This is a genomic window from Ensifer sp. 22460 (assembly GCF_052044935.1).
Lineage (GTDB): Bacteria > Pseudomonadota > Alphaproteobacteria > Rhizobiales > Rhizobiaceae > Ensifer.
On sequence record NZ_JBQENZ010000024.1, the window covers coordinates 83,833 to 107,302 of the forward strand.

Genomic DNA, 23,470 nt, shown 5'->3' on the forward strand with positions numbered 1-23,470 from the left:
AATAATCCGGCCGGCAGAGTTTGCTCTCAAGGATTGCACCATGTCCCTGGAAATCAGGCAGGAATACAGCGTCGATCTGGGGTTGTCCTCTCAGGATAGCACAACGTTTGGCGGTGAGCCGCTATCGTCTTCCGGACGCTTGGTTTCAGGGCCGGTCGTCAGAGATCGGTCGCAAGCCAAGGTATCGATCCTGGGTCACGTCCTGAAGCTCGGCTTCCGGGTGAGCCTGAAACGCGCCGTCGTCTTTTCGATGCGATTTGTGCGCCATCCCTTGCTTACGGCGCGCTGGATCGCCTTTCTCGGCGAGTTCGGCGAACGCTATCGCCTGGGGCTGCCGCACGACGATCTCGTGCGCAAGTCGATCCCGACCTTCTTCCTGCACGGTGCATCCTCGCCAGAGCGGCTCGAATTGATGCTCAATCATTTCGACGTTGCAAGCGAAGTCCTCTCGCGCCGCTCGCTGATGGCGCTTTGGCGCGGTGGCACGCTGGAGATGGGAACGGTCTCCGGTCGCAGCGAAAACTATCGCATTCAGCTGCAATTGGCGGATCATTGCGGTGCCCGCCACGAAGGCGCCTTCGCAATCCGGCTTCGTCGTCAGAGTGACGAATACACGCTTTGCACGGTCGGTTTCGTCTTCGTCCGCTGTAACGACGATACATACAGCCTTGCGATGGGCGGCATGCAGGGGCCGAAGGGCGAAGACGCGAAACGAGCGCTGATAACGGCAACACGCGATCTTGGCGGTCTGCGCCCCAAGGATGCGGCACTGCTCGTCCTCCAGGGGCTGGTGGCGGAAGGCCAAACGGCCTCAATCCATGCGGTTTCGAACGAAAGGCATGTGATCAATCGCCGTCGCCGCAAGCGACGGAAGATGATGATGGCTGATCTCGATGCCTATTGGTGCGATCGTGGTGGGGTGCCGTCCGAGCCCTTCGGTTTCCGTCTTCCCGTTGCCGACGGCAAGGCTGCGCCCGAGGGCAACCGACGCGACCAGAGCAAGCGGGCGTTTCGCGACATCGGCGCCTGGTTCTATTGAACCGGGCGCATTTCGCCCGCGACCCTCGGCTTTCTTTGGCGGCCTATGCAACGTACGGTGGCGCATTTCGAATCATGTATGCTGCTGGAGATTGGCCTATGACGACCGTTGCCGCTGGGAAGAAGAAACCGCTTTTCACCGGAGGCTGCCTCTGCGGAGCAATCCGCTTCGAGGCCAAAGGGGCGCCCGGCAAACCGCACACATGTTCGTGCAAGATGTGCCAGCGCCATTCGGGCGCGCTGCGGTGGCGTGGGTCGAGTTCGACAAGGATGTGATTGCGTGGACCGGTACGGGCGGTACCCCTTCGGTCTACCGCTCGTCCGACTATTCCAGCCGCGCCTTCTGCCCGGCCTGTGGCAGCAGCATTGGGGCGATCGACAATGCACCGGTCGTTGCCTTACTACTCGGCATCTTCGACAAGACGAATTCCGCCGACTTGATCCCGGCCGGTCACAGCTACCGTTCCGCACGGCCCAAGTGGTGGCACGTGGAGGCCGTGAAGCCCCCGACTTGACGAGAAACGGCCAGGCTGCAAATCGTTGGCGAGCCGGGTAGGCTGCGCCAATTGTTCTAGAACAACCCCTTGGCGGCGGCGGCGATGGCGATGATCCCAAAGGAAATTAGGACCAGGCCGGAGAGGCGCGACACCCAGGCGACGAAGCTGTCCGGCAGCCGTGTTCGGGCAATCGCCACCCCGCCGCTCAAGAAGAACCACCAGCCGAGCGAGCCTAGGAAGACGCCCACGACGACGATGGCGGCGCTCAACGCATCGCCTGCTTCGGCAAGGCCGAGGCCGGCAAAGATCGCAGCGAAGGAGAGGATCGTCGCCGGGCTGGTCATCGTCAGGAAAAAGGTGGCGATGGTCGTGCGGACCAGATCGCGTCCGCCGACGTCGGCCGCGGCCGTCACCGGTTTCGGCCGCAATCCGCTCCAGCCGAGCCAGATCATGAACAGTCCGCCGGCGAGGCCGAGCGGTGTTGCGATCATGGAAAGCACCGCCGCAAAGGCGGCGAAACCGATCGCGGCAAGCGCTGCATAGGTGGCATCGGCGGCGGCTGTTCCTAGCCCACCGGCGACGCCCGCCCAGAAGCCGCGCTCCAGCGTACGGTTGATGCAGAGCGCTCCGATGGGGCCGAGTGGGGCCGCGACCGCGAGACCGACCAGGAGGCTTTTTCCAAACAACAATGTAGACATGGGCATAGGGCTCCGGCCGCGGCATGGCTCAATCCATCCAGATCAAGGATGGAACATGTGCGGCAGTTCAAAAATGTTTCACCAGTCTTTACGCGTCCGTTCAGGCGCGCGATGCAGTCGTTGCCAGGCTTTCCCGCACGGTTGACAGCGCGATCACCGTTTCGCTTCGCGCCAGGAACCGCTGGCGCTTCAGTTCGGCAAGGAACGGCTCAAGATCGCCGAGCGACGGCATCCGGACCTTGACGCAATAGGACCAGGCGCCAGTGACGTGATGGCATTCGGCCACGGCCGGATGATCGGCCATGAAGGCGCGGAACGCCGCCTCGTCCGCATCGGGCGCCAGGCCGACCCAGACGAAGGCAAGCACGTCGAGGCCAAGCGCGCGATGGTCGAGTTCCAGCGTGAAGTTTCGGATCACGCCATTGGCGACGAGCCGACGAATGCGCTCATTGACGGCGGAGGGCGAAAGCTCCACCGCAGCGCCGATGTCAGTCAGCGACCGCCTCGCATCTTCAGTGAGAATTTCGATGATTTTTCTGTCAATCGCATCCATTGCCAATTAATACGTGGAATTTAGTGGTCTGTACAGATGATTTTGTTGTTTAGAAGTGCTGTTGGCTGAGAAAGCACTGGTCAGGCGGCCTATTCGATGTCCTTTAGTGCATCGAGCGGGCCGGTCAGCGCCGTTCGCGGCTGCACCAGTTCGGGCTGGATGAGGTGGATCCGCGGCTGGGGCCGGGCCTCCTCGATGACGTCGAAGGCTTTGGTGATCATGCCCTCGACGTCCTGGCGGATCATGATGACGGGGAAGGGCAGGAAGGATGCGAAGGGATCGTAATCGTAGCAGCCCACGACGAGGTCGGCGAAGTTCTCGTGCGGATGTCCTGCCATGAAGCGCAGCAGGCCTTCGAAGTTGATCGACGAGTTGACGAAGAGGCCGCGCGGCAGTTTGCCGTGCTTTTCGTAGAAGGCCTCGAAGGCAAGCCTGGCATTGTTCGGCGCATAACCGGTCGGCTGGATGCATTCGTCCGGATCGGCGCCGAGCAGTTCGTTTTTGACGGCGCGGAACCCGCGAATACGCTCTCGGCTGGCATGGTCGTTGCGGCCGCCGAAGAGGTAGAGTTCATGCGGTTCCAGCGCGCTCGTTGCCTGGAAGTGACGGATGATCGCCTCCGTCAGCATCCGTCCGCCCTCGTAGTTGTCGCTGATGACCGAAGGAACCTTGGTGCCGGGCAGGTCGATGTTGATGTGCTTGAGGCCGGCCGCCTCGCAGACCTCGTGCACGCCATCGGGATCCGTGGCGCCACAGATGAAGAGTTCATCGATCGAATAGGAGATCAGCGTCTCCGCGGTCTTGCGCTCCTCCTTCGGATCGCGGCTGGCGCTGACGACGATCGGGCACTGTCCCTTGCTTCTGACATGCGCCTCGAAGGTTTGCGCCATCGACGAGAAATAACGGTTGTCGTGGATCGGTAAGAGCAGGCCGATCAGGCCCGAGCGCGAGCTGCGCAAACCACGCGCCTGGCGGTTGGCCGTATACTGATGCGTTTCAGCGAGGTTGCGGATCAGTTCCGCCGTGCTTTCCTTGATCCGGCGCTTCTGCCAGGAGCCGTTCAGGACTGCACTTACGGTTGAGGGTGAACTCCCCGACAACACCGACAGGTCGTAGATCGTCGCTTTCTTTTTGCTGCTGCTGGTCATCGTTTTCTCCCTTGATCGTTTTAGTGCCGATTTCCCCTTGACGAAAGATTAAGTCTGCACAATAGTTCTTGCACCATCGATTGTGCAAACAAGAAATATCGATTGTGCAATTTGTTGGTGCCGTCTGAGGAGGCGGCCGTCAGGGAGGCGAGGAAGCACTTCGCCAGTGATGGTTTGAAACTGGAGGCCGGCGCTTAGATGGCGACCGGGCGCGTTCCTTCTTGGGAACGAGTGGAGGAGAGACATGATCAGGAAAATTCTCGTCGCCGCCCTGGCGACATCGCTGGCGCTTGCCAGCTCTGCGGCTGCCTTTGCTCAAGATGCCGGCAAGGTCGGCGTCGTAGTCAAGATCGGTGGTATCCCATGGTTCAACGCCATGGAAGCGGGCATCAAGGAGCGCGGCCAGAAGCTCGGCATCGACGCCTTCATGGTCGGCCCGACCAGCGCCGATCCGGCGCTGCAGGTGCGCGCCATCGAAGACCTCATTGCACAAGGCGTGAAGGTGATCGGCGTGGTGCCGAACGATGCCAAGGTGCTCGAGCCGGTGCTCACTAAGGCCAAGGAAAAAGGCATCATCGTCATCACCCATGAATCGCCGAGCCAGAAGGGTGCCGACTGGGACTTCGAACTGGCATCCTCGACCGGCTTCGGTGAGGCGCATGGCAAGCTGCTTGCCGAGAAGATGGGCGGCAAGGGCGAATATGCCGTCTTCGTCGGCTCGCTGACCGTGCCGTTGCACAATGCCTGGGCCGATGCGGCGATCGCCTACATCAAGAAGAACTATCCGGAGATGACGCTGGTCGGCGACCGCTACGGCGTTGCTGAAGACGTCGATAAGAGCCGGTCGACCGCACTCGACCTGATCTCCGCCCATCCAAACCTGAAAGGCTTCCTCGCCTTCGGCAGCCAGGGTCCGATCGGCGCTGGCCGCGCCGTCGAAGAACGCCGCAAGGTCGGCGAGATCTTCGTGCTCGGTCCCTTCTCACCCGGCCAGGGCCAGAAGCTGGTGAAGTCCGACGCGATTTCCGGCGGCTTCATGTGGAATCCGAAGCAGGCGGGCGAAGTTTTCGTCACCCTTGCCGACAAGCTAATGAAGGGCGAGGAGGTCAAGGACGGCGACGAGATCGAAGGTCTCGGCAAGGTCAAGCCCGACTTCGAGAACCGCAATATCATCGTCGACCAACTGGTGCCGATCAACAAGGAGACGGTCGCGGATCTCGCGGCCATGGGCCTCTGAGGTCCAAAGTTTAAGGGTTCTCCCGGCTGCTGGGCCGGCTCCGGCCGGCCTGGCAAGTCCCTTCAACGGTACAGGAGCGGGCTGAGGAAACGTGTTTGCGGTTTTCCGCCCGCATCCCGCTCCAACTTAACGTGGTTTACGGGCACAGACACATGCACCAGCTTGCGACCGCGGGAGGAGGCGAAAGGCCGCTTTTGTCCCTGCGCGACATCAACATGACTTTCGGTGGCGTCCGAGCGCTCAAGAATGTGAGCTTCGACGTGCGCCCGGGCGAAGTTCATTGCCTTGCCGGCGAAAACGGCTGCGGCAAGAGCACGCTGATCAAGATCATCACCGGCGTCTATCACCCCGCCGATGGCGCTTCGATCGAGTTCGATGGCGAAACCTACTCCCATATGTCGCCGGTGACGGCGCAGGACCGCGGCATCCAGGTGATCTGGCAGGATCTGGCGCTCTTCCCGGAGATGAGCGTTGCCGAGAATATCGCCTTCCAGACGGTGCTCGGTCGCTGGCCAAAGCTTGTCGACTACGGCCGCATGCGCCAGATCGCGAAGGATGCGCTCGCCCGCCTCGGCGTGACGCTCGACGTCGATCTGCCACTCAAGGAATACGCAATCGCCCAGCGCCAGATCGTGGCGATCGCCCGGGCTCTCGTCGGCGAAGCGAAGCTCGTCTTCATGGACGAGCCGACCGCATCGCTGACCCAATCGGAAACCGATCACCTGCTCGATATCGTTCGCGGTCTTTCCGCCTCCGGCGTCGCCGTCGTCTTCGTCAGCCATCGGCTTGCCGAAGTGCTGGAGATCTCAAGCCGGATTACGGTGCTGCGCGATGGCGCACTGGTCGGCGTCTACCCCGCCGCCAGCATGACCCAATCGCGCATCACCGAGCTGATGACCGGCAAGACCTTCGACCAGCAGGTGCGTGCGAAGTCGCGCGATGGGCAGCCGGCCGTGCTCGATGTGAAGGGACTGTCGCGCCCTGGCCAGTTCGAAGATATCTCGCTGACCGTGCGCCGTGGCGAGACACTCGGGATTACCGGGCTGCTTGGTTCCGGGCGCACGGAACTGGCGCTGACGCTCTTCGGTATGCTGAAGCCTGCATCGGGTTCGATTTCGATCGAGGGCAAGCCGATCCGCTTCTCCTCGAACCGCGACGCGATCGAGGCGGGCGTCGCCTATCTCTCGGAGGACCGGCTCTCGCTCGGTCTCATTCAGCCGCAGCCAATCGCCGACAATCTCGTCATCAGCTCGCTCGATAAGGTCCTCTCCGGCGGCCTGCTCTCGGAAGAGCGCAAGCGCAGCCTTGTCGGCCGCTGGATCGCCGATCTCGGCGTCAAGATCGGCCTCCAGCAGGATGCGATCTCGACCCTTTCGGGTGGCAACCAGCAGCGTGTGGCAATCGCCAAGTGGCTGGCAACCGATCCGAAGCTTTTGATCCTCGACGCTCCGACCGTCGGCGTCGACGTTGGCGCGCGCGCCGGCATATTCGACATCGTCGCTCGATTGGCCGAGAGCGGGCTCGCGATCATCCTGATCTCCGACGAGGTGCCTGAGGTCTATTTCAACGCCGACCGCGTTCTGCACATGGCGCAGGGCCGCATCGTCGGCAGCTATGATCCGCGCACATCTTCGCTCGATGATATCGAAGGAGCTGTCTATGCCTAGCTTCGTCCGTACCCATGCGACCGAAGTGTCCTTACTGGGCGTCATCATCGCGATCTGCGCCGTTCTATCGGTCACGACGGCCAACTTCTTCTCGCTCGGCAACGCCTTCGACCTGCTCAACATCAGCTCGGTCAACATCATCTTCGCCGTCGGGCTGCTCGTGGTGCTGATTGCCGGCGGCATCGATATTTCCTTCGCCGTCGCAGCGTCCGTGGTGCAGTACGGTACGGCGATCGCGCTCGGCTGGATCGGTGGTGGCGGCTGGGTCTCGGGGCTGTTGATCGCCGGGTCGATGGGCGTCCTGCTTGGTGCCGTCAACGCCTTCCTGATCCACCGCTTCCGGGTGATCTCGATCGTGGCGACGATCTCCACCTTCAACATCTATTTCGGCCTGTTGATGTTCTTCACCAAGGGCGTGTCGATCTATGACCTGCCGGACTGGCTGACGGACCGCGTCGTCCTGTTCGAACGCGAGATGCCTGATGGAACCTGGATCGAGATCACCCTGCCGGTGCTGGTGATGGCGATCTGCGTCATTGCCACCTGGGTACTGATCACCCGCACCACCACCGGCCGCCAACTCTACGCCTTCGGCGACAATCCAGAAGGCGCCCGCCGCTTCGGCATCAACATCGGCGCCATGCAGTTCATCGCCTTCGGCTGGCTTGGCCTGATGGCTGGCATCGGCGGCCTCATCCAGGCTCACTACGCGCAGGAGGTGGTACCGAATGCACTCTATGGTCGCGAACTCGATGTGCTCGCGGCAGTCGTCCTTGGAGGCGCTCGCCTTGGCGGCGGCAAGGGCTCGGTACTCGGCTGCGTGCTCGGCGTGCTCCTGATCTCGATCACGCAGAACGGCCTCAACCTGATGGGCGTCTCGCCTTTCGCCTTCAAGATGATCATCGGCGCCATCATCCTGGTCGCGATCACGCTCTCCAACACCAGCATCGAACGGCTGTTGCCCTTCCTCACCCAGAAGGGGACCGGACGATGAGCGCGGTTGTCGATCGCATAAAGAACCTGCTTGGGCCGGAAATGGCGGGACCAGGACTGGCTTTCCTCGCCGTCATGCTGGTCTTCGGCATTGCCTCGCCGCAGTTCCTCAGTGCCGCCACCTTCGGCTCAGTCGCCTTCCAGCTTCCCGAACTCGGGCTTCTGACGCTCGCCATGCTGCTGCCGATCCTGACCGGCGGCCTCAATCTTGCGATCACGTTTACCGCCAACATCGCCGGGCTGACGCTCGCCTGGGTCCTGCAAGCGAATGGCGGGGTGGATGCGGGTCTCGGCGCCTTCCTGCTCGGTTCGGTTCTGGCGATCATCGTCGGGGCAGTGAGCGGCGTCGTCATGGGGTTGGTGATCGCCTTTACGCGCGCTCACCCGATCCTTGTTTCGCTGTCGATGATGATCTTCCTGCGCGGCCTCGGCGAGTTCCTGACGCGCGGCGGCGATGTCTCCGGCTTTCCAGCCTTCCTCGGCCCGCTTGGCCATGGCTCGTTCCTCGGGCTGCCGATCCCGCTCATCGCCTTCATCGTCTGCGTGCTCGCTTGGCACGTGCTGCTTTCCCGCACCAAGCTCGGATTCAACACCTACATGATCGGTTCCAACCTCGAGGCGACACGCTATTCCGGCATCAACACCCGCAAGGTGATCGTGCTCGTCTATGCGCTCTCGGGCGCCATGTGTGCGCTCGCCGGCATCATCATGCTGGCGCGCTTCAACTCCGTGCGTATCGGCCACGGCGAAAGCTACCTGCTGATCACCGTGCTTGCCTGCTTCCTCGGTGGCGTCAATCCGTTCGGCGGCTTTGGCCGGGTCATTCCCGTCTTCGTCGCGCTGGTTGTGCTCCAGCTTCTTTCCTCCGGCCTCAACCTCATCGGTGCCAACCAGCATCTGGCGACCGCCGTCTGGGGGCTGCTGCTTGCCGGCGTCATGGTGCTGCGCTTCGTGGCCACCAAGTTCAAGATTTCATTTGTCAGAAAGGAAACGTGACCATGCAGGGTTTTGGCGTCCATACGAGCATGTGGACCATGAATTGGGATCGTCCCGGTGCCGAGCGCGCCGTCGCCGCGGCGGTGAAATACGGCGTCGATTTCATCGAGATCCCGATGCTCAATCCGCCGGTGGTCGACACCGCCCACACCAAGGCGCTCTTGGTGAAAAACAAGCTGCGCGCCGTCTGCTCGCTTGGTCTGCCCGAGCACGCCTGGGCATCCGTCCGCCCCGATGCGGCGATCGAGCACCTGAAGGTGGCGATCGACAAGACGGCCGATCTTGGCGGCGAGGCGCTGTCAGGCGTCATCTATGGCGGCATCGGCGAGCGTACCGGCGTGCCGCCGACTGAGGCCGAATACGACAACATCGCTCGCGCACTGACGGCAGCCGCCAAGCATGCGAAGACGCGCGGCATCGAGCTGGGCGTCGAGGCGGTCAACCGGTACGAGAACCACCTGATCAACACCGGCTGGCAGGCAGTCGACATGATCAAGCGGGTCGGCGCCGATAACGTCTTCGTCCACCTCGACACCTATCACATGAACATCGAGGAGAAGGGCATCGGCACCGGCATTCTCGATGCGCGCGATTTTATCAAATACATCCATCTCTCCGAGAGCGATCGCGGAACGCCCGGCTACGGCAATTGCGCCTGGGACGAGATCTTCGCGACGCTTGCCGCCATCGGCTTCAAGGGCGGCCTCGCGATGGAGAGCTTCATCAACATGCCGCCGGAGGTGGCCTATGGCCTCGCCGTCTGGCGTCCTGTCGCAAAGGACGAGGAAGAGGTCATGGGCAACGGCCTGCCGTTCCTGCGCAACAAGGCCAAACAATACGGTTTGATCTAAAGCGCCTCCGCGTGCGTTTGGGTTAGGACGGGAGGGTCGCCGCATGTCAGTCGCGGCAGACGAGGAAGCCGGTACGGTGGCCGTGCTCGATGTCGGCAAGACCAATGTGAAGCTGAACGCGGTCACGGTCGATGGCGTCGTCCTGGAAACGCTGAGTGTGGCCAACCCGGTGCTGCCCGGTCCGCCCTGGCGACATCACGATCTCGCAAGCCTCTCCGAATGGATCTTCTCCAACCTTGAAGCGCTTGCCAGCCGTCATCCGCTGCAAACCTTCGTCGCCGCCGGTCATGGCTCTGGCGGCGTCCTCGTCGGCGATGACCCCGATGCGACCGCTGCCGCCCTGCCGATGATCGATTACGAGCAGCGCTTGCCGGAGGCGATCCGGCAAGGCTACGCGCCGCTTGCCGGTTCCTTCTTCGACCGCGGCAGCGCGATGATGCACAGCGCCACCCATCAGGCGCGCCAGCTCTTTTGGATGCAGGAGCACGCGCCGGGTGCTGTCGGTGCTGCGTGCTGGTATCTGGGCCTGCCGCAGTATTGGGCGTGGCGCCTGTCAGGCGTTGCGGTATCCGAGGCGAGCTTCCTCGGCGCACAGTCGCATCTCTGGAACGTTGCCGAACGCCGCTTTGCGCCCATTGTTACCACTCGCAGCTGGCAGCGGTTGATGCCGGATTTCGCCGACGCCTGGCAGGTCCTCGGCCCTGTGCGTCCGGAGCTTGCCCGCCGCCACGGGCTGCGGGACGGACTGCGGGTGCTGGCGGGCGGCCACGACAGCAGTCTCAATCATTATCGTTATCACGCGGCCGGCTTGACCGATTTCATCGTCGTTTCGACCGGGACCTGGATCGTCGGCTTTTGCGGCCGCACGGCCCTCGACCGGCTCGACGAGCACCGCGGCATGACGCTGAACAGCGACGTCTTCGGCAAACCGCTCGGCGGCGTGCTCACCATGGGCGGGCGCGAGTTTTCGCACGTGGCGGGCAGCGCACCTCCAGCGGCCCCGGTGCCCGACGATGTCGTGCTCGGCCTGATTGCCAGACGTACCATGGCGCTGCCGTCCTTCGGCGACGACGACGGTCTCTTTCCGGGAAGCGCCGGCCGTGGCCGCATCAACGGGCCACCGCCGGAGACGCCGGTCGAGCGCAAGGCGCTGGCGCTGCTTTACTGTTCCCTGCTGACCACGGAATGCGTCGAGGCGTTGGGGCCGGGGCCGCTGGTCGTGCTCGACGGAAGCTTCCTGCGCGATCCCCTCTATGCCCGCCTCGTTGCGGCGCTCATGCCGAACCGGCGGGTGCGCTTCAATCTCGATGCCTACGGCGTGGCCTCCGGCGCCGCACTGCTTGCAAGCGAAGGCCAGCGCCAGCGTCCGGCTCCGCTCTCGCTCGCCGATCCGGGCGACGTTTCGCATCTTTCGCCAGCTGTCGCCGTCTATGCTTCGCAATGGCGGGCCCGGGCGCGCACCGGGCACAACAACAGTTTCACTCGCGACTTCGAAAGGACATATCGATGACCAAGACAGACACGCTGTCGTTCCGCCGCGAGATGGTGGACATCTGCCGGCGGATGAATTCGAGCGGCATCAACCAGGGCACTGCGGGCAACATTTCGCTGCGCACCGATACCGGTTTCCTGATCACGCCCTCGTCGCTGCCCTATGAGACGATGCAGCCCGAAGATCTTGTCGAGATGGATTTCGACGGCACCTATGTCGGCCTTCGTCCTTCGTCGGAATGGCGCTTCCACCGTGATATCCTGAGGGAACGCACGGATATCAACGTCGTGCTGCATTGCCATTCGGTCTATGCGACGACGCTTGCCTGCCATCACAAGACCATTCCCAGTTTCCACTACATGACCGGCATTGCCGGTGGCACGACGATCCGCTGTGCCGAATATGCGACCTTCGGCACCCAGGCGCTCTCCGACAATGCGCTGGTGGCGCTCAAGAACCGCGTTGCCTGCCTGCTTGGCCAGCACGGCCAGATCTCACTCGGCAAAACGCTCGAATCCGCCCTGTGGCTGGCCATCGAGATCGAGACTCTGTCGCGCATGTATGTCCAGGCGTTGACGCTCGGCGAGCCGCCGGTCCTTCCCGATGACGAGATGGAGCGGGTCATCGCCCAGATGCGTCGCATGAGCTACGGCCAGGCACCGGATGGCGAGGGCGTCAACGACGTCGCCCGCCCCCGTGCTGCAGTTTGAGACATCGTCTGAGACTTGCATGAGCCGCCTTGTTCACCCGGTGCCGCGGCGGTATCAGGGAGAGCGAGCGCGGCAGATGCAAGGAGCAAGGCCATGTCGAACGATCACGCGTCCGAGGCTGTTGTCCGCCTGGCATTTCCCGGTTCCATTGTGGTGATGGGCGTATCCGGTACCGGCAAGACCTCGGTCGGTGAGGCTATCGCAGCCGCCTGCGGTTACCGCTTCGTCGAGGGTGATGCGCTGCATCCGGAGGAAAACATCCGCAAGATGTCGGCGGGTATTCCGCTCACCGATGCGGACCGCTGGCCGTGGCTGAAGGAGATCGGCCGACAGCTCGCGTCGAGTGATGCGCCGGTAGTCGTCTCCTGCTCGGCGCTGAAGCGCAGTTATCGCGATCTGCTGCGCGAGAGCGCCGGCAGGTCCATTGCTTTTGTCTATCTCTACGGCGATCGCGATGTTCTTGTCGGGCGGATGCAGCGCCGAACGGGACATTTCATGCCCGCCTCTCTGCTCGACACGCAGCTCGCGACGCTAGAAGACCCTGTCGGCGAGCCTTTGACCGTAACCGTGGACATCGAGCCTCCGACGCAGGCCGTGATCAATGAGGTGCTCGCTCAGCTTGTGGGACTTGCGAATTGGGGGGGCACCTGAGCGTGGTACGATCCAAAACGGACGTGGCGCGCGAGCGCCCGGTGACCGCCTCACGCACAGGATGCAATCGGCAGGTGCCTCCGGATTTTCATATCGTGCTTGGCTTCGCCCCTCTTTGGAAGGAAATTAGCGGAACGCGGTGCTATCGTCCGGCCATGTCGCGGCGTTGATATCATTGCATTCGCCGCGATCCGCGTAGAGGATGGAGCGTTATCGTCCGGCCGCTGTGGGAGGAGACCGCGCGGCAGGCACGATGGGAGGATAAACATGTTTCAGGGCGGATTGAGCTTCGCGCTTGGCGAGGACATCGACGCATTGCGCGAGAGCGTGCGGCGCTTCGCAATGAACCGCATCGCGCCATTGGCGGATGAGACTGATCGCAACAATGCATTTCCGATGCAGCTCTGGCGCGAGATGGGTGAACTCGGCCTGCTCGGCATCACCGCTAGCGAGGAGCATGGCGGTGCCGGCATGGGCTATCTAGCCCATTGTGTGGCGATGGAGGAGATCAGCCGCGCGTCGGCCTCGATCGGCCTCAGCTACGGCGCCCACTCCAATCTCTGCGTCAACCAGATCAACCGCAACGGCAATGACGAGCAGAAGGCGCGCTATCTACCGAAGCTGATTTCCGGCGAATATGTTGGCGCGCTCGCGATGTCCGAGCCCGGCGCCGGTTCGGACGTCGTCTCGATGACGCTCAGGGCCGACAAGCGGGGCGACCGCCACGTGCTTAACGGGAACAAGATGTGGATCACCAATGGCCCGGACGCCGACGTGCTCGTCGTCTACGCCAAGACCGATCCGACGGCCGGTCCGCGCGGCATCACCGCATTCCTGGTCGAAAAAGGCTATGCCGGATTTTCCACCGGACAGAAGCTCGACAAGCTCGGCATGCGCGGTTCCAACACCTGCGAACTGATCTTTAAAGACTGCGAGGTTCCGGAGGAAAACGTGCTCGGCACCATCGGCGGCGGCGTCCGCGTTTTGATGTCCGGGCTCGACTACGAACGGGTGGTGCTGTCTGCCGGCCCGCTCGGCATCATGGCCGCTTGCCTTGATGTCGTCGTCCCCTATCTGCATGAGCGCAAGCAGTTCGGCCAGGCGATCGGCGAATTCCAGCTGATGCAGGGCAAGCTCGCGGACATGTATGTGACGGCAAATGCGGCACGCGCCTATGTCTATGCGGTGGCAGCCGCCTGCGATCGTGGCGAGACGACGCGCAAGGATGCGGCGGGTTGCATCCTCTACGCGGCCGAGAAGGCGACGGCGCTCGCGCTCGAGGCGATCCAGGCGCTTGGCGGCAACGGTTATACCAACGACTACCCGGCGGGTCGTCTTCTGCGCGACGCCAAGCTCTACGAGATCGGTGCCGGCACCAGCGAAATCCGCCGCATGCTGATCGGCCGGGAACTGTTCACCGAGACGAGCTAGAGCGGGATGAGACGAAAGCGGCCGAACTCGATCGAATGAGGACCTCATGACCGTTCTGAAATCTCACATCTCACCGTCCTCCGAAACGTTCAGGGCCAATCAGGCGGCCATGGCCGAGGCGATCGTGACGGTCGAGGAGGCTGTGAAGCTTGCGGCCGGCGGCGGCGGCGAAACCGCGCGCGAGCGCCATGTCAGTCGCGGCAAGCTTCTGCCGCGCGACCGGGTGGCCAATCTCATCGATCCCGCAACGCCGTTTCTCGAAGTCGGCATGACGGCGGCGCACGGCATGTACAATGGCGATGCGCCGGCGGCCGGACTGATCACGGGCATCGGCCGGGTGTCGGGCCGCGAATGCATGATCGTCTGCAACGATCCGACGGTCAAAGGCGGTACCTACTATCCACTGACGGTGAAGAAGCACCTGCGCGCGCAGGAGATCGCCGCGGAAAATCGTCTGCCTTGCATCTATCTCGTCGATTCCGGCGGCGCCAATCTGCCGAACCAGGACGAGGTTTTCCCGGACAGGGATCACTTCGGCCGGATCTTCTACAACCAGGCCAACATGTCGGCTGCCGGCATTCCGCAGATCGCTGTGGTGATGGGATCGTGCACGGCCGGCGGCGCCTACGTGCCGGCGATGTCCGACGAAACGATCATCGTCGAGGGCCAGGGTACGATCTTTCTCGCCGGCCCGCCGCTCGTCAGGGCGGCGACCGGCGAGGTGGTCTCCGCGGAGGATCTCGGCGGCGCCGATGTGCATACCCGCCTTTCCGGCGTGGCCGATCACTTGGCGCGGGACGACGCCCACGCGCTGGCGCTGGCGCGTCGGGCTGTCGCCGCGCTCAACCGGCACAAGCCGCTGTCGGTCGAACTCGCGGCATCTGAACCGCCGCTCTACGATCCGCACGAAATTGCCGGCATCGTGCCTTCCGATCTGCGCACGCCTTACGATATCCGCGAGGTCATCGCACGCATCGTCGACGGCTCCCGTTTCGACGAGTTCAAGGCGCGCTACGGCACGACGCTCGTCTGCGGCTTCGCCCATGTCCATGGCATCCCGGTCGGCCTCATCGCCAACAACGGCGTGCTGTTCTCGGAATCCGCACTGAAGGGCGCGCATTTCGTCGAGCTCTGCGCCCAGCGCAAGATCCCGCTCGTGTTCCTGCAGAACATCACCGGCTTCATGGTCGGGCGGAAGTACGAGACGGAAGGCATCGCCAAGCACGGCGCCAAGCTGGTGACGGCGGTGGCGACGGCGCGGGTCCCGAAGGTGACCATGCTCGTCGGCGGCTCCTTCGGCGCGGGCAATTACGGCATGTGCGGCCGCGCCTTCTCGCCGCGCTTCCTCTGGACCTGGCCGAACAGCCGTATCTCTGTCATGGGCGGCGAACAGGCGGCCGGTGTGTTGACGACGGTGCGCAGCGAGGCGCTGAAGCGGGCGGGCACGCCCTGGAGCGAAGAGGAGGAGGCGCGTTTCCGCCAGCCGATCCTCGATCTCTTCGAGCGCCAGAGCCATCCGCTCTATGCCTCGGCAAGACTTTGGGACGACGGTGTCGTCGATCCGCGCAAGACGCGCGATGTGCTGGGCCTGTCGCTTTCGGCAGCGCTCAACGCGCCGATCGAAGACACGCGCTTCGGCCTCTTCAGGATGTAGGGATGAGCTGATGAAGCGCGAGAACATCAACGCCAAGAATGCACCTCAACCGCGCGGCGGCTATTCGCAGGCCGTGCGCCTTGAAGATTTCGAGCGCCTGCTCTTTGTCAGCGGCCAGGTGCCGCTGACGGTCGAAGACGCATTGCCGGAGGGTTTCGAGGCGCAGGCGCGCCAGGTCTGGGCGAACATCGACGCCCAGCTGACGGCGGCGGGAATGACGAAGTCCGATATTGTCAAGGTGACGGTCTATCTTGCCGACCGCCAGTACACCATGGCCAACCGCGCGGCGCGTCAGGAGTATCTGGGTCCGCTCGCACCCGCCATGACCGTGGCGATCGCCGGCATTTTCGACGCCGGCTGGCTGCTCGAAATCGATGTGATCGCTGCGCGATAGGGGCCGAGGATGCCGATGTTTTCCAAACTCCTGATTGCCAATCGCGGTGAGATCGCCTGTCGGGTGATGCGCACCGCCAAGCGTCTCGGCATTCGCACGGTCGCCGTCTATTCCGATGCCGATGTCGGCGCGCTGCACGTGGCACTTGCCGACGAAGCGATCCGCATCGGCCTGCCGCCGGCACTCGAAAGCTATCTGTCGGCCGAGCGCATCATCGCTGCCGCACGCGCGGTCGGTGCGGATGCGATCCATCCGGGCTACGGCTTTCTCTCGGAGAATGCCGATTTCGCCGACGCCGTCGAGGCGGCCGGTATCACCTTTGTCGGGCCATCCGCGCGGGCGATCCGCGCCATGGGTCTGAAGGATGCCGCCAAGGCGTTGATGGAGCAGTCCGGCGTGCCGGTCGTTCCCGGTTACCACGGCGAGCGGCAGGATGCCGACTTCCTCGCGGAGGAAGCAGCGAATGTCGGCTATCCGGTACTGATCAAGGCGCGTGCCGGCGGCGGCGGCAAGGGCATGCGTCGCGTCGACAGTGCCGCCGAGTTTCCAGCCGCACTCGAGGCCGCGCGGCGCGAGGCGGAAGCCGCCTTCGGCGATGGTTCGGTGCTGATCGAGAAATACCTGACGAAACCCCGGCATATCGAAGTCCAGGTCTTCGGCGACCGGCACGGCAACATTCTGCACCTCTTCGAGCGCGACTGTTCGCTGCAGCGCCGCCACCAGAAGGTGATCGAGGAAGCGCCGGCCCCCGGCATGACCGCGGAAGTGCGGCGCGCCATGGGCGATGCTGCGGTTCGGGCAGCGCAGGCGATCGGCTATGTCGGCGCCGGCACAGTCGAATTCATCGCTGACGTGACGGACGGACTCTGGCCGGACCAGTTCTATTTCATGGAGATGAATACCCGGTTGCAGGTGGAGCATCCGGTGACAGAGGCGATCACCGGTATCGATCTCGTCGAGTGGCAGTTGCGCGCCGCCGCCGGCGAAGCGCTGCCCAAACGCCAGAGCGAGATCGGCATCGACGGTTGGGCGTTCGAAGCTCGCATCTACGCGGAGGACCCGTCACGCGGCTTCCTGCCGGCGACCGGGCGGCTGACGACGCTGAGCTTTCCGGAAGATGGCGTGCGTGTCGATGCCGGTGTGCGGCAGGGCGACCGGATCACGCCATTCTATGATCCGCTGATCGCCAAGCTGATCGTTCATGGCCCGAACCGATCGGCAGCGTTGGTAAAGCTCGAAAGCGCATTGAAGGCTTGCCGCATCGGCGGCACGGTTACCAATCTCGATTTTCTTGCGCGTCTTGCCGCCGAGCCGGATTTTCGCGCCGGGCATCCCGATACCGGCCTCATCGACCGTTCCATCGATCAGCTCACGGCAACGAAGGCGCCAAGCGATGCGGCGCTGGCGCTGGCGGCGATCGTCTCCACCGGCGCCCTGCTGCCGGATGGATCTGCCGATCCGTGGTCGTCACTCGGCCATTGGCAGATCTGGGGCGACGCCAGCAGGAACGTCACGATCGAGCACACAGGCGGACGGGCGATTGTGACGCTCGCCGCCCGCGGCCGCGACCAGTTTGCGGTCCACACCGGAACGGCGGCTCTGCCTGTGGTGATCCTCGACCGGTTTACCGATGGCGCCCGCGCCGAGATCTCCGGAGCGCAGCATGAGTTCCGCTTCCTGCGCGAAGGCGAGCAGATCACCCTGTTCCTCAACGGTGACACTTACGTCCTGCGCCTGCCCGACGCGCTTGGCACCGGTCATTCCAGCGAGGTGGCCGACGACGAGGTGTCGGCGCCGATGCCCGGCATCGTCAAGCTCGTCCGGGTCCGCCCCGGTGATACGGTCGAAAAGGGGCAGGCGCTCGCCGTCATGGAAGCAATGAAGATGGAGCTTACGCTGTCGGCCTCGCGTGCCGGCGTGGTCGAGAGCGTACTGGTCAGTGAAGGCGAGCAGGTGAGCGCCGGCGCCGTGCTGGTGATGCTCCAGGCGGGGAGCGCGGAATGAGCGGAGCGGTGCCTGAGCACGTGACGATCGTCGAAATGGCGCCACGTGACGGGCTGCAGAATGAAAGCCGTCTCGTTGCGACTGCCGACAAGATCCGCCTCGTCGATCTGCTATCCGACTGTGGCTATGAGCGGATCGAGGTGACGAGCTTCGTCAGCCCGAAATGGGTGCCGCAGATGGCCGATGCCGCCGAGGTGATGGCCGGCATTATCAGACGACCCGGTACGCGCTATGCCGTGCTGACGCCCAATATGCGCGGGCTCGAGGCAGCACTTGACGCGGGTGCCGACGAGGTGGCGATCTTCGCCTCGGCTTCCGAAACCTTCTCGCAGAAGAATATCAATTGTTCGATCGCCGAAAGCATCGATCGGTTTCGCCCGATAGCCGACGCCTGCCGTGAGCGCGGGCTTTTGCTGCGGGGCTACGTCAGTTGCGTGGTCGAATGCCCCTATGAAGGTGCGATTGCGCCGGCCAGTGCCGCCGATGTTGCCGGCCTGCTCGATGAACTCGGCTGCTATGAGATCAGTCTCGGCGACACGATCGGTCGCGGCACACCGGAGGCGGTGGACGCGATGCTGGCTGCAGTGCTGGAGCGCATTCGGTCCAAGAGGCTTGCCGGACATTTCCACGATACGTCCGGCCGCGCGATTGACAATATCGCCGTGGCGCTCGACCGCGGTTTGCGGGTCTTCGATGCCTCGGCCGGCGGTCTCGGTGGCTGCCCCTATGCGCCTGGAGCGGCGGGCAATGTCGACACGCTCGCCGTCAACGCCTTCGTCACCGGCAAGGGGTTCTCGACGAGCCTCGACACGGCGAAGCTCGAACAGGCGGCCGCTTTCGCGCGCACCTTGAGGACAAGATCATGACCCTCGAAACGATCCGGATCGTGACCGACGCACGCGGCGTCGCGCGGCTGACTTTGGCGCAACCGCAGAAGCACAATGCGCTTTCGGCCAAGATGATCGGCGAACTGACCGAAGCCGCTCATTCGCTTTCGGACGATCGCTCGGTCCGGGCCGTCATACTGGAAGCCGAGGGCCGCAGCTTCTGCGCCGGCGGCGATCTCGGCTGGATGCGTGAGCAGTTCGATGCCGATCGGGCGATCCGCATCGCCGAAGCGACGCGTCTGGCGATGATGTTCAAGGCGCTGAACGAGATCGCCAAGCCGGTGATCGGTCGCCTGCACGGCAACGCCTTCGGCGGCGGCGTCGGCCTGATGAGCATCTGCGATGCGGCCGTCGCTTCGGCCGACGCCAAATTTGGTTTGACAGAGACGCGCCTCGGCCTAATCCCGGCCACCATCAGCCCCTATGTCGTCGCCCGCATCGGCGAGGGCAAGGCGCGGCCGTTGTTCATGTCCGCCCGCCTGTTCGGTGCCGATGAGGCGAAAGCCCTGGGGCTGGCCACGGTCGTTGCTGCGGCCGACGCACTGGACGGAGCGGTCGAAACGGAGATCGAACCTTATCTGGCAGTGGCGCCCGAGGCGACCGGGCGGGCCAAACGGTTGGCCCGTTCGCTTGGGCCACCGATCACCGGGGACACCATTGCCGCGACCATCGAGCAGCTTGCTGATTGCTGGGAGTCCGACGAGGCTCGCGAAGGCGTTGGCGCTTTCTTTGACAAGCGCGAGCCATCCTGGCGGCAATAGGGCTGTAGCGCGCCATGAACGTCTGAACTGGCCGCCATCAACGTCTGAACTCTTTGGGCAAAAAAAGACCGCCACGGATGACCCGAGGCGGTTCCAAAGAGCGGACTTGAGACATGATCTTCAAGAAAACCCGTCAACTCAAACTTGTGATGCTACGGCAAAATGGGCGGTCGGCACAAGTCTAATGCTCCGTCAACTCCTTGAAATTCAATCGGAAATGTGCATTGGCACGCAGGGCCGTGGCGGTTGACTCAAGTCCTTCTTTCTTCGACGTCGTTCAATATCTTTGGCCACAGAGATGGCATCGCTCCAGAAATCCAAGACGTCACTCTCGCATGCGAGTTCTTCATTTTCTCGACGCTCTAAGCAGCGCAAATGAAGTCATGTATTAGGCGGAAATCGCGTTCGCGCATTCAGTCTTCGCGGTTGTTGAGACTTCCTTCCTGCGAAGGGCCGACATCGCGAGAGCGTCAGGTATCAATGAAAGACCTCATACCGAACCCCAGGGAACGGCCGGCATGACATTCGTCTGAATGGAAAACGCTGACTCGAGGCAATCCATGAGTATCCGCTTCCCGCCTTCCTATGCTGTACCTCACAGCCGAATTATAGATGTCGGCGCGCGGTCACTCCTTCCACCTCCACACCTTCGTTCCCTGGCAGATGCCACCCCCGTGACATCTTCCATGACGGTCAACTGCGCTAACCCCGCGCCTGAATATGCCGGGTGCAGCCGGGCGCGAACGGCAATCTTCCGCCTCGGCCGGATATTTGTCGCCGTCGAGGAAATCGCAGACCTCGATTATCGGAAACCAGAAGGTCGGGTAGGGAAGGCGGCACAGTCTCCACGGATCGATCGTTGCCACTATGGTAGTGGCCGGCATCCTGGGATGACCAGTAGCAGTGGCTGAGGAAAAGAAAGACTTCCGGGTTGCTACTCCAGCTGCGGCAGGAGCGCCAACGACATCTTCGATGGTGAGCATATGGATAGACCTCGACAACACGATTCCGAACGGTGGCCGTCTCTTGGCCAGGGCGTTCAGCCTATTCGAGCGGTGATGATCGAGGTCCAGGTTTTCATAGTGAACAAAAATAGAACAAACTTCGTGCTTGTCTAGGAGCACCAGCAGAATTTTTTCAGCCAACGATTTGGCTTCAAAAAGTCGAAGGCTCCTGGTCGAGGCCAGAGCTGCTCGCATCTGCATCAGAGAATTCTAATTTTCCGATGTCGCTGACCCCGCTCGAAAATAAATCTGGCAGCTGTCGTTTCGTCGAAGAGGGCAGGGGCGCGCGGGCGACGGAAAGGCTTGTCAACTTCAGCGGGCGGCCCTCAATATATTTGCCCGGACCAACGAAGCTAGGAGTGAAGGATGGCCAAACGCCTACGCCACCGACCAAATAACGACGGGCCGCCCCGTTAGAGGACGGCCCGTCGTTGTGGGAATACCCGTTGTGGGGATACCCGTGAGCTTCCTGATTGTTTATCGGGACTGCATGGCAGGACACCAACAAACCAACCAAAAAACACCAGAACATAAGCACTCTGAGTGTTGCCGGTTGGATTGGTACTGTCAACGGATTCCCGCGTCGGCTCGTCCCCTTTCATGAAATTTCTGCAGTCCGGCGGGTCCGGGCCCGGTTGACTTACCGAAACCGTCCGGTACAAACCGAGAACGGAAGCGATGAGCCATGCCGTTTCCGCAGCACGGGATGATCCCATGACCGCCTTCGGACTGCACATAGCCACGCGAATATGACTGCCATCGGCAGCTCGTAGTCGTTTGCTTGCAGTTCGGGCGGTTCGCCAAACTCTCCGAACTTTGACCTCCAGGCACGCGCCAAGCAGGTGCGTCCCTTTTCCCCAATGTTCATCGTAGCCCGCTCGGATAGCCACCAGCGGGAGAGGAGAAGTGCGCCATGTTTTTCATCGACACCACCATTTCCACTTCCCGGCCGATCAGCGTAGCTGACCTAGACTCCTTGGGGGGCGAGTGCATCTCGATCGCCGATCTGATGCGCGAATGGCAGGGACACCTGTTCGAAGACGACCAGTCCGCCGACATCTGAGGCATTTCCCCAATCTGAAACCAGCACCGCGGGTCGCGAAGATCAGCGTCGGCGGAGCTATGCCTGGAGATATGAAATGAACGAACGCGAACTCATGAAGTTCTTCGGTTTCGGGGATGACCACGTTCCCCTCGTCAAGGTGGCCAAAAGCCAGAAACGTCAGGAAATCCCGGTTAGCTTTCCTACCCGGAAGGCCCCCCAGAAGTCGATCAGGGCGCGCTCTACGCTTATGCGGGATGCTCTGATCCACTTCGAGACGAACCCCGACGTCGTCAGGATCAGCTCGTATCCAATCAAGCTCGAATATGAGGCTACCGACTGGCACGGCGTCGTCGCCTCCGTTAGCCACACTCCGATGCTCGGCATCTGGACCAAGCAGAAGCAGGCCAGCTTCTTCGATATCATCCCATTGGCCATCCAGGACGAACGGAAATGGATCGCTCACCAGACCAGCACGCTGAAGGGCGTGTGACCGAGGAGCGCTGTTGCATGGTCCGCCCGGCTGCGGAAAGACGACGTATGCCCAAGCCCTCGCTGACTCCTGCGAGGTTGAACTGGTGGTCGCCTCCGCCGCCCGTTGGCAGGCGGCCGGTCATCTGGGCGACTACTTGAAGGCAATGCGCGCCGCCTTCGCGCAAGCGATGAAGCAGTCGCCTTGCATCTTGTTCGTCGACGAGTTCGACAGCTTTGGCGACCGGGAGGGGGACGACGACCATGCAAGGGACTATCGGCGTCAAGTGATCAACGGCCTGCTTGAATGCCTTGACCCTGCGGAGGGCCGTGAAGGCGTCGTCGTCGTGGGTGCCACCAACAATCCCTCTGTCATCGACCGCGCCCTGCTTCGGCCGGGAAGACTCGAGACGCTGATCGAAATCCCATTGCCTGATGCGGCCGCCCGTGTCGCGATCCTGCGGCACCATCTGCGCGAACAGGTGTTCGACGGCGATCTCGCCCGTTTCGTCCCGGCGACCAGGGGATGGTCAGGAGCTGACATCGAGAAACTTGCTCGCGATGCCAGGCGGCTTTCGAGGCGGCGGAAGATTGCCTTGTCGGAAGACCTCCTCCTCGAGGTGATGCCCAAGCGCTACGTCCTGAGCGCAAGTGAACTGCGGAACACGGCAATCCACGAAGCTGGCCATGCCATCGTCGCGGTCCTCCTCGCAAGCGACGTGCTCAAGCATGTTCACATCGATCGGGATGCGGCGATCGGGGTTGGCGCTCAGTCGGTTGGCATGACCGTTTTTGAACCCGAGGTCGGTCGGGTGAAGACGGCAAGCTACTACGACGACAGGATCGCGATGCTCTTGGGCGGCATCGCGGCCGAAACGGTGGTCTATGGCTGCCACGCAGACGGGGCAGGCGGAGCGCCGTCGTCGGACCTGGTGCTGGCAAGCGATATCGCCACGAAGCTGGAGCGTCACTTCGGGTTCGGTGAGGTGCTGTCTGTCGAACTTGGCAAGGGGGACCGTCCCCTCGAATGCCTTCGGGATCGCGACCCGAAACTGCGCGGTCTCGTCGATGTCAGGCTGAAGACCCAGTTAGACCGCGCGGTGTCGCTTCTTTCGGAGCGTCGTCAGGAACTCGACCATCTTGCCGAGACGCTGGTCGACAAGGGTCACGTTAACGGCGACGAAGTTCGGGCGCTCCTGGGCGCGAAGGGCATGAGTACCCAATCCGCATCCGTCAGGACGTGACGGCTAGCGGTCAGGCTCCGCTCCTCGCTCGACAGAGGGGCGGAGCC

General features: G+C 62.7%; 23 protein-coding genes. 20 read left to right on the top strand and 3 right to left on the bottom strand.

Annotated elements, in window-relative coordinates; all coding sequences use genetic code 11:
- Positions 1–40 precede the first annotated feature (40 nt).
- The 3 genes from ACTJKM_RS26035 (at position 41) to ACTJKM_RS26045 (ending at position 1,553) form a co-directional block, all read left to right on the top strand.
- The gene (locus ACTJKM_RS26035) at positions 41–1,039 is read left to right on the top strand and encodes a DUF535 family protein (protein ID WP_082663510.1); all 999 of its coding nucleotides are present in this window, start codon (positions 41–43) and stop codon (positions 1,037–1,039) included.
- A gap of 98 nt (positions 1,040–1,137) precedes the next feature.
- Complete coding sequence (locus ACTJKM_RS26040; RefSeq protein ID WP_440638307.1) at positions 1,138–1,314, top strand: GFA family protein; 177 nt, start codon at positions 1,138–1,140, stop codon at positions 1,312–1,314.
- On the top strand, positions 1,242–1,553 hold the full coding sequence (locus ACTJKM_RS26045; RefSeq protein WP_440661273.1) for a GFA family protein: 312 nt from the start codon (positions 1,242–1,244) through the stop codon (positions 1,551–1,553). Before ACTJKM_RS26040 ends, ACTJKM_RS26045 begins: the two co-directional genes overlap by 73 nt.
- 56 nt (positions 1,554–1,609) lie before the next feature.
- Here the strand turns inward: ACTJKM_RS26045 and ACTJKM_RS26050 are convergent, their stop codons facing one another.
- From ACTJKM_RS26050 to ACTJKM_RS26060, 3 genes are all read right to left on the bottom strand, one after another.
- Positions 1,610–2,233: a LysE family translocator gene (locus ACTJKM_RS26050; protein ID WP_058327289.1), complete on the bottom strand. Its 624-nt coding sequence runs from the start codon at positions 2,231–2,233 to the stop codon at positions 1,610–1,612.
- Between the two features lie 100 nt (positions 2,234–2,333).
- The gene (locus ACTJKM_RS26055; protein WP_058327288.1) at positions 2,334–2,786 is read right to left on the bottom strand and encodes an Lrp/AsnC family transcriptional regulator; all 453 of its coding nucleotides are present in this window, start codon (positions 2,784–2,786) and stop codon (positions 2,334–2,336) included.
- Between the two features lie 89 nt (positions 2,787–2,875).
- The gene (locus ACTJKM_RS26060; RefSeq protein ID WP_058327287.1) at positions 2,876–3,934 is read right to left on the bottom strand and encodes a LacI family DNA-binding transcriptional regulator; all 1,059 of its coding nucleotides are present in this window, start codon (positions 3,932–3,934) and stop codon (positions 2,876–2,878) included.
- A gap of 244 nt (positions 3,935–4,178) precedes the next feature.
- Between ACTJKM_RS26060 and ACTJKM_RS26065 the strand changes: the two genes are divergently transcribed.
- The 17 genes from ACTJKM_RS26065 (at position 4,179) to ACTJKM_RS26145 (ending at position 23,423) form a co-directional block, all read left to right on the top strand.
- A complete protein-coding gene (locus ACTJKM_RS26065; RefSeq protein ID WP_113514809.1) occupies positions 4,179–5,171 on the top strand; it encodes an autoinducer 2 ABC transporter substrate-binding protein in 993 nt (330 codons plus the stop codon).
- Between the two features lie 152 nt (positions 5,172–5,323).
- Positions 5,324–6,838, top strand: coding sequence for a sugar ABC transporter ATP-binding protein (locus tag ACTJKM_RS26070; protein WP_058327286.1), 1,515 nt, complete (start codon positions 5,324–5,326; stop codon positions 6,836–6,838).
- Positions 6,831–7,832 (top strand): ABC transporter permease, encoded by a 1,002-nt coding sequence (locus ACTJKM_RS26075; protein ID WP_058327285.1) that lies wholly within the window; start codon positions 6,831–6,833, stop codon positions 7,830–7,832. Before ACTJKM_RS26070 ends, ACTJKM_RS26075 begins: the two co-directional genes overlap by 8 nt.
- The gene (locus ACTJKM_RS26080; RefSeq protein WP_113514813.1) at positions 7,829–8,827 is read left to right on the top strand and encodes an ABC transporter permease; all 999 of its coding nucleotides are present in this window, start codon (positions 7,829–7,831) and stop codon (positions 8,825–8,827) included. The genes ACTJKM_RS26075 and ACTJKM_RS26080 overlap by 4 nt, the downstream gene beginning before the upstream one ends.
- Before the next feature lie 2 nt (positions 8,828–8,829).
- Positions 8,830–9,678 carry a sugar phosphate isomerase/epimerase family protein gene (locus ACTJKM_RS26085; RefSeq protein ID WP_058327283.1) on the top strand — a complete coding sequence of 283 codons (849 nt, stop codon included), beginning with the start codon at positions 8,830–8,832 and terminating at the stop codon, positions 9,676–9,678.
- A 43-nt stretch (positions 9,679–9,721) separates the two neighbouring features.
- The gene (locus ACTJKM_RS26090) at positions 9,722–11,188 is read left to right on the top strand and encodes an FGGY family carbohydrate kinase (protein ID WP_058327282.1); all 1,467 of its coding nucleotides are present in this window, start codon (positions 9,722–9,724) and stop codon (positions 11,186–11,188) included.
- On the top strand, positions 11,185–11,880 hold the full coding sequence (locus ACTJKM_RS26095; protein WP_058327281.1) for a class II aldolase/adducin family protein: 696 nt from the start codon (positions 11,185–11,187) through the stop codon (positions 11,878–11,880). Before ACTJKM_RS26090 ends, ACTJKM_RS26095 begins: the two co-directional genes overlap by 4 nt.
- Positions 11,881–11,973: 93 nt before the next feature.
- A complete protein-coding gene (locus ACTJKM_RS26100) occupies positions 11,974–12,531 on the top strand; it encodes a gluconokinase (RefSeq protein WP_058327280.1) in 558 nt (185 codons plus the stop codon).
- Between the two features lie 267 nt (positions 12,532–12,798).
- Positions 12,799–13,962 (top strand): isovaleryl-CoA dehydrogenase, encoded by a 1,164-nt coding sequence (locus ACTJKM_RS26105; protein ID WP_058327279.1) that lies wholly within the window; start codon positions 12,799–12,801, stop codon positions 13,960–13,962.
- Between the two features lie 46 nt (positions 13,963–14,008).
- The gene (locus ACTJKM_RS26110; RefSeq protein ID WP_058327278.1) at positions 14,009–15,616 is read left to right on the top strand and encodes a carboxyl transferase domain-containing protein; all 1,608 of its coding nucleotides are present in this window, start codon (positions 14,009–14,011) and stop codon (positions 15,614–15,616) included.
- Between the two features lie 10 nt (positions 15,617–15,626).
- A complete protein-coding gene (locus tag ACTJKM_RS26115) occupies positions 15,627–16,010 on the top strand; it encodes a RidA family protein (RefSeq protein WP_058327277.1) in 384 nt (127 codons plus the stop codon).
- A gap of 15 nt (positions 16,011–16,025) precedes the next feature.
- Positions 16,026–18,014, top strand: a complete 1,989-nt coding sequence (locus ACTJKM_RS26120; protein WP_440661264.1) for an acetyl/propionyl/methylcrotonyl-CoA carboxylase subunit alpha — start codon at positions 16,026–16,028, stop codon at positions 18,012–18,014.
- Positions 18,011–18,880, top strand: a complete 870-nt coding sequence (locus ACTJKM_RS26125) for a hydroxymethylglutaryl-CoA lyase (protein WP_440661265.1) — start codon at positions 18,011–18,013, stop codon at positions 18,878–18,880. The genes ACTJKM_RS26120 and ACTJKM_RS26125 overlap by 4 nt, the downstream gene beginning before the upstream one ends.
- Positions 18,877–19,662, top strand: coding sequence for a crotonase/enoyl-CoA hydratase family protein (locus tag ACTJKM_RS26130; RefSeq protein ID WP_058327274.1), 786 nt, complete (start codon positions 18,877–18,879; stop codon positions 19,660–19,662). The genes ACTJKM_RS26125 and ACTJKM_RS26130 overlap by 4 nt, the downstream gene beginning before the upstream one ends.
- Positions 19,663–21,579: 1,917 nt before the next feature.
- A complete protein-coding gene (locus ACTJKM_RS26135) occupies positions 21,580–21,729 on the top strand; it encodes a hypothetical protein (protein ID WP_203319464.1) in 150 nt (49 codons plus the stop codon).
- A 76-nt stretch (positions 21,730–21,805) separates the two neighbouring features.
- Positions 21,806–22,201, top strand: coding sequence for a hypothetical protein (locus ACTJKM_RS26140; RefSeq protein WP_440638315.1), 396 nt, complete (start codon positions 21,806–21,808; stop codon positions 22,199–22,201).
- Positions 22,202–22,214: 13 nt separating this feature from the next.
- On the top strand, positions 22,215–23,423 hold the full coding sequence (locus tag ACTJKM_RS26145; protein ID WP_440661267.1) for an AAA family ATPase: 1,209 nt from the start codon (positions 22,215–22,217) through the stop codon (positions 23,421–23,423).
- Positions 23,424–23,470 lie beyond the last annotated feature (47 nt).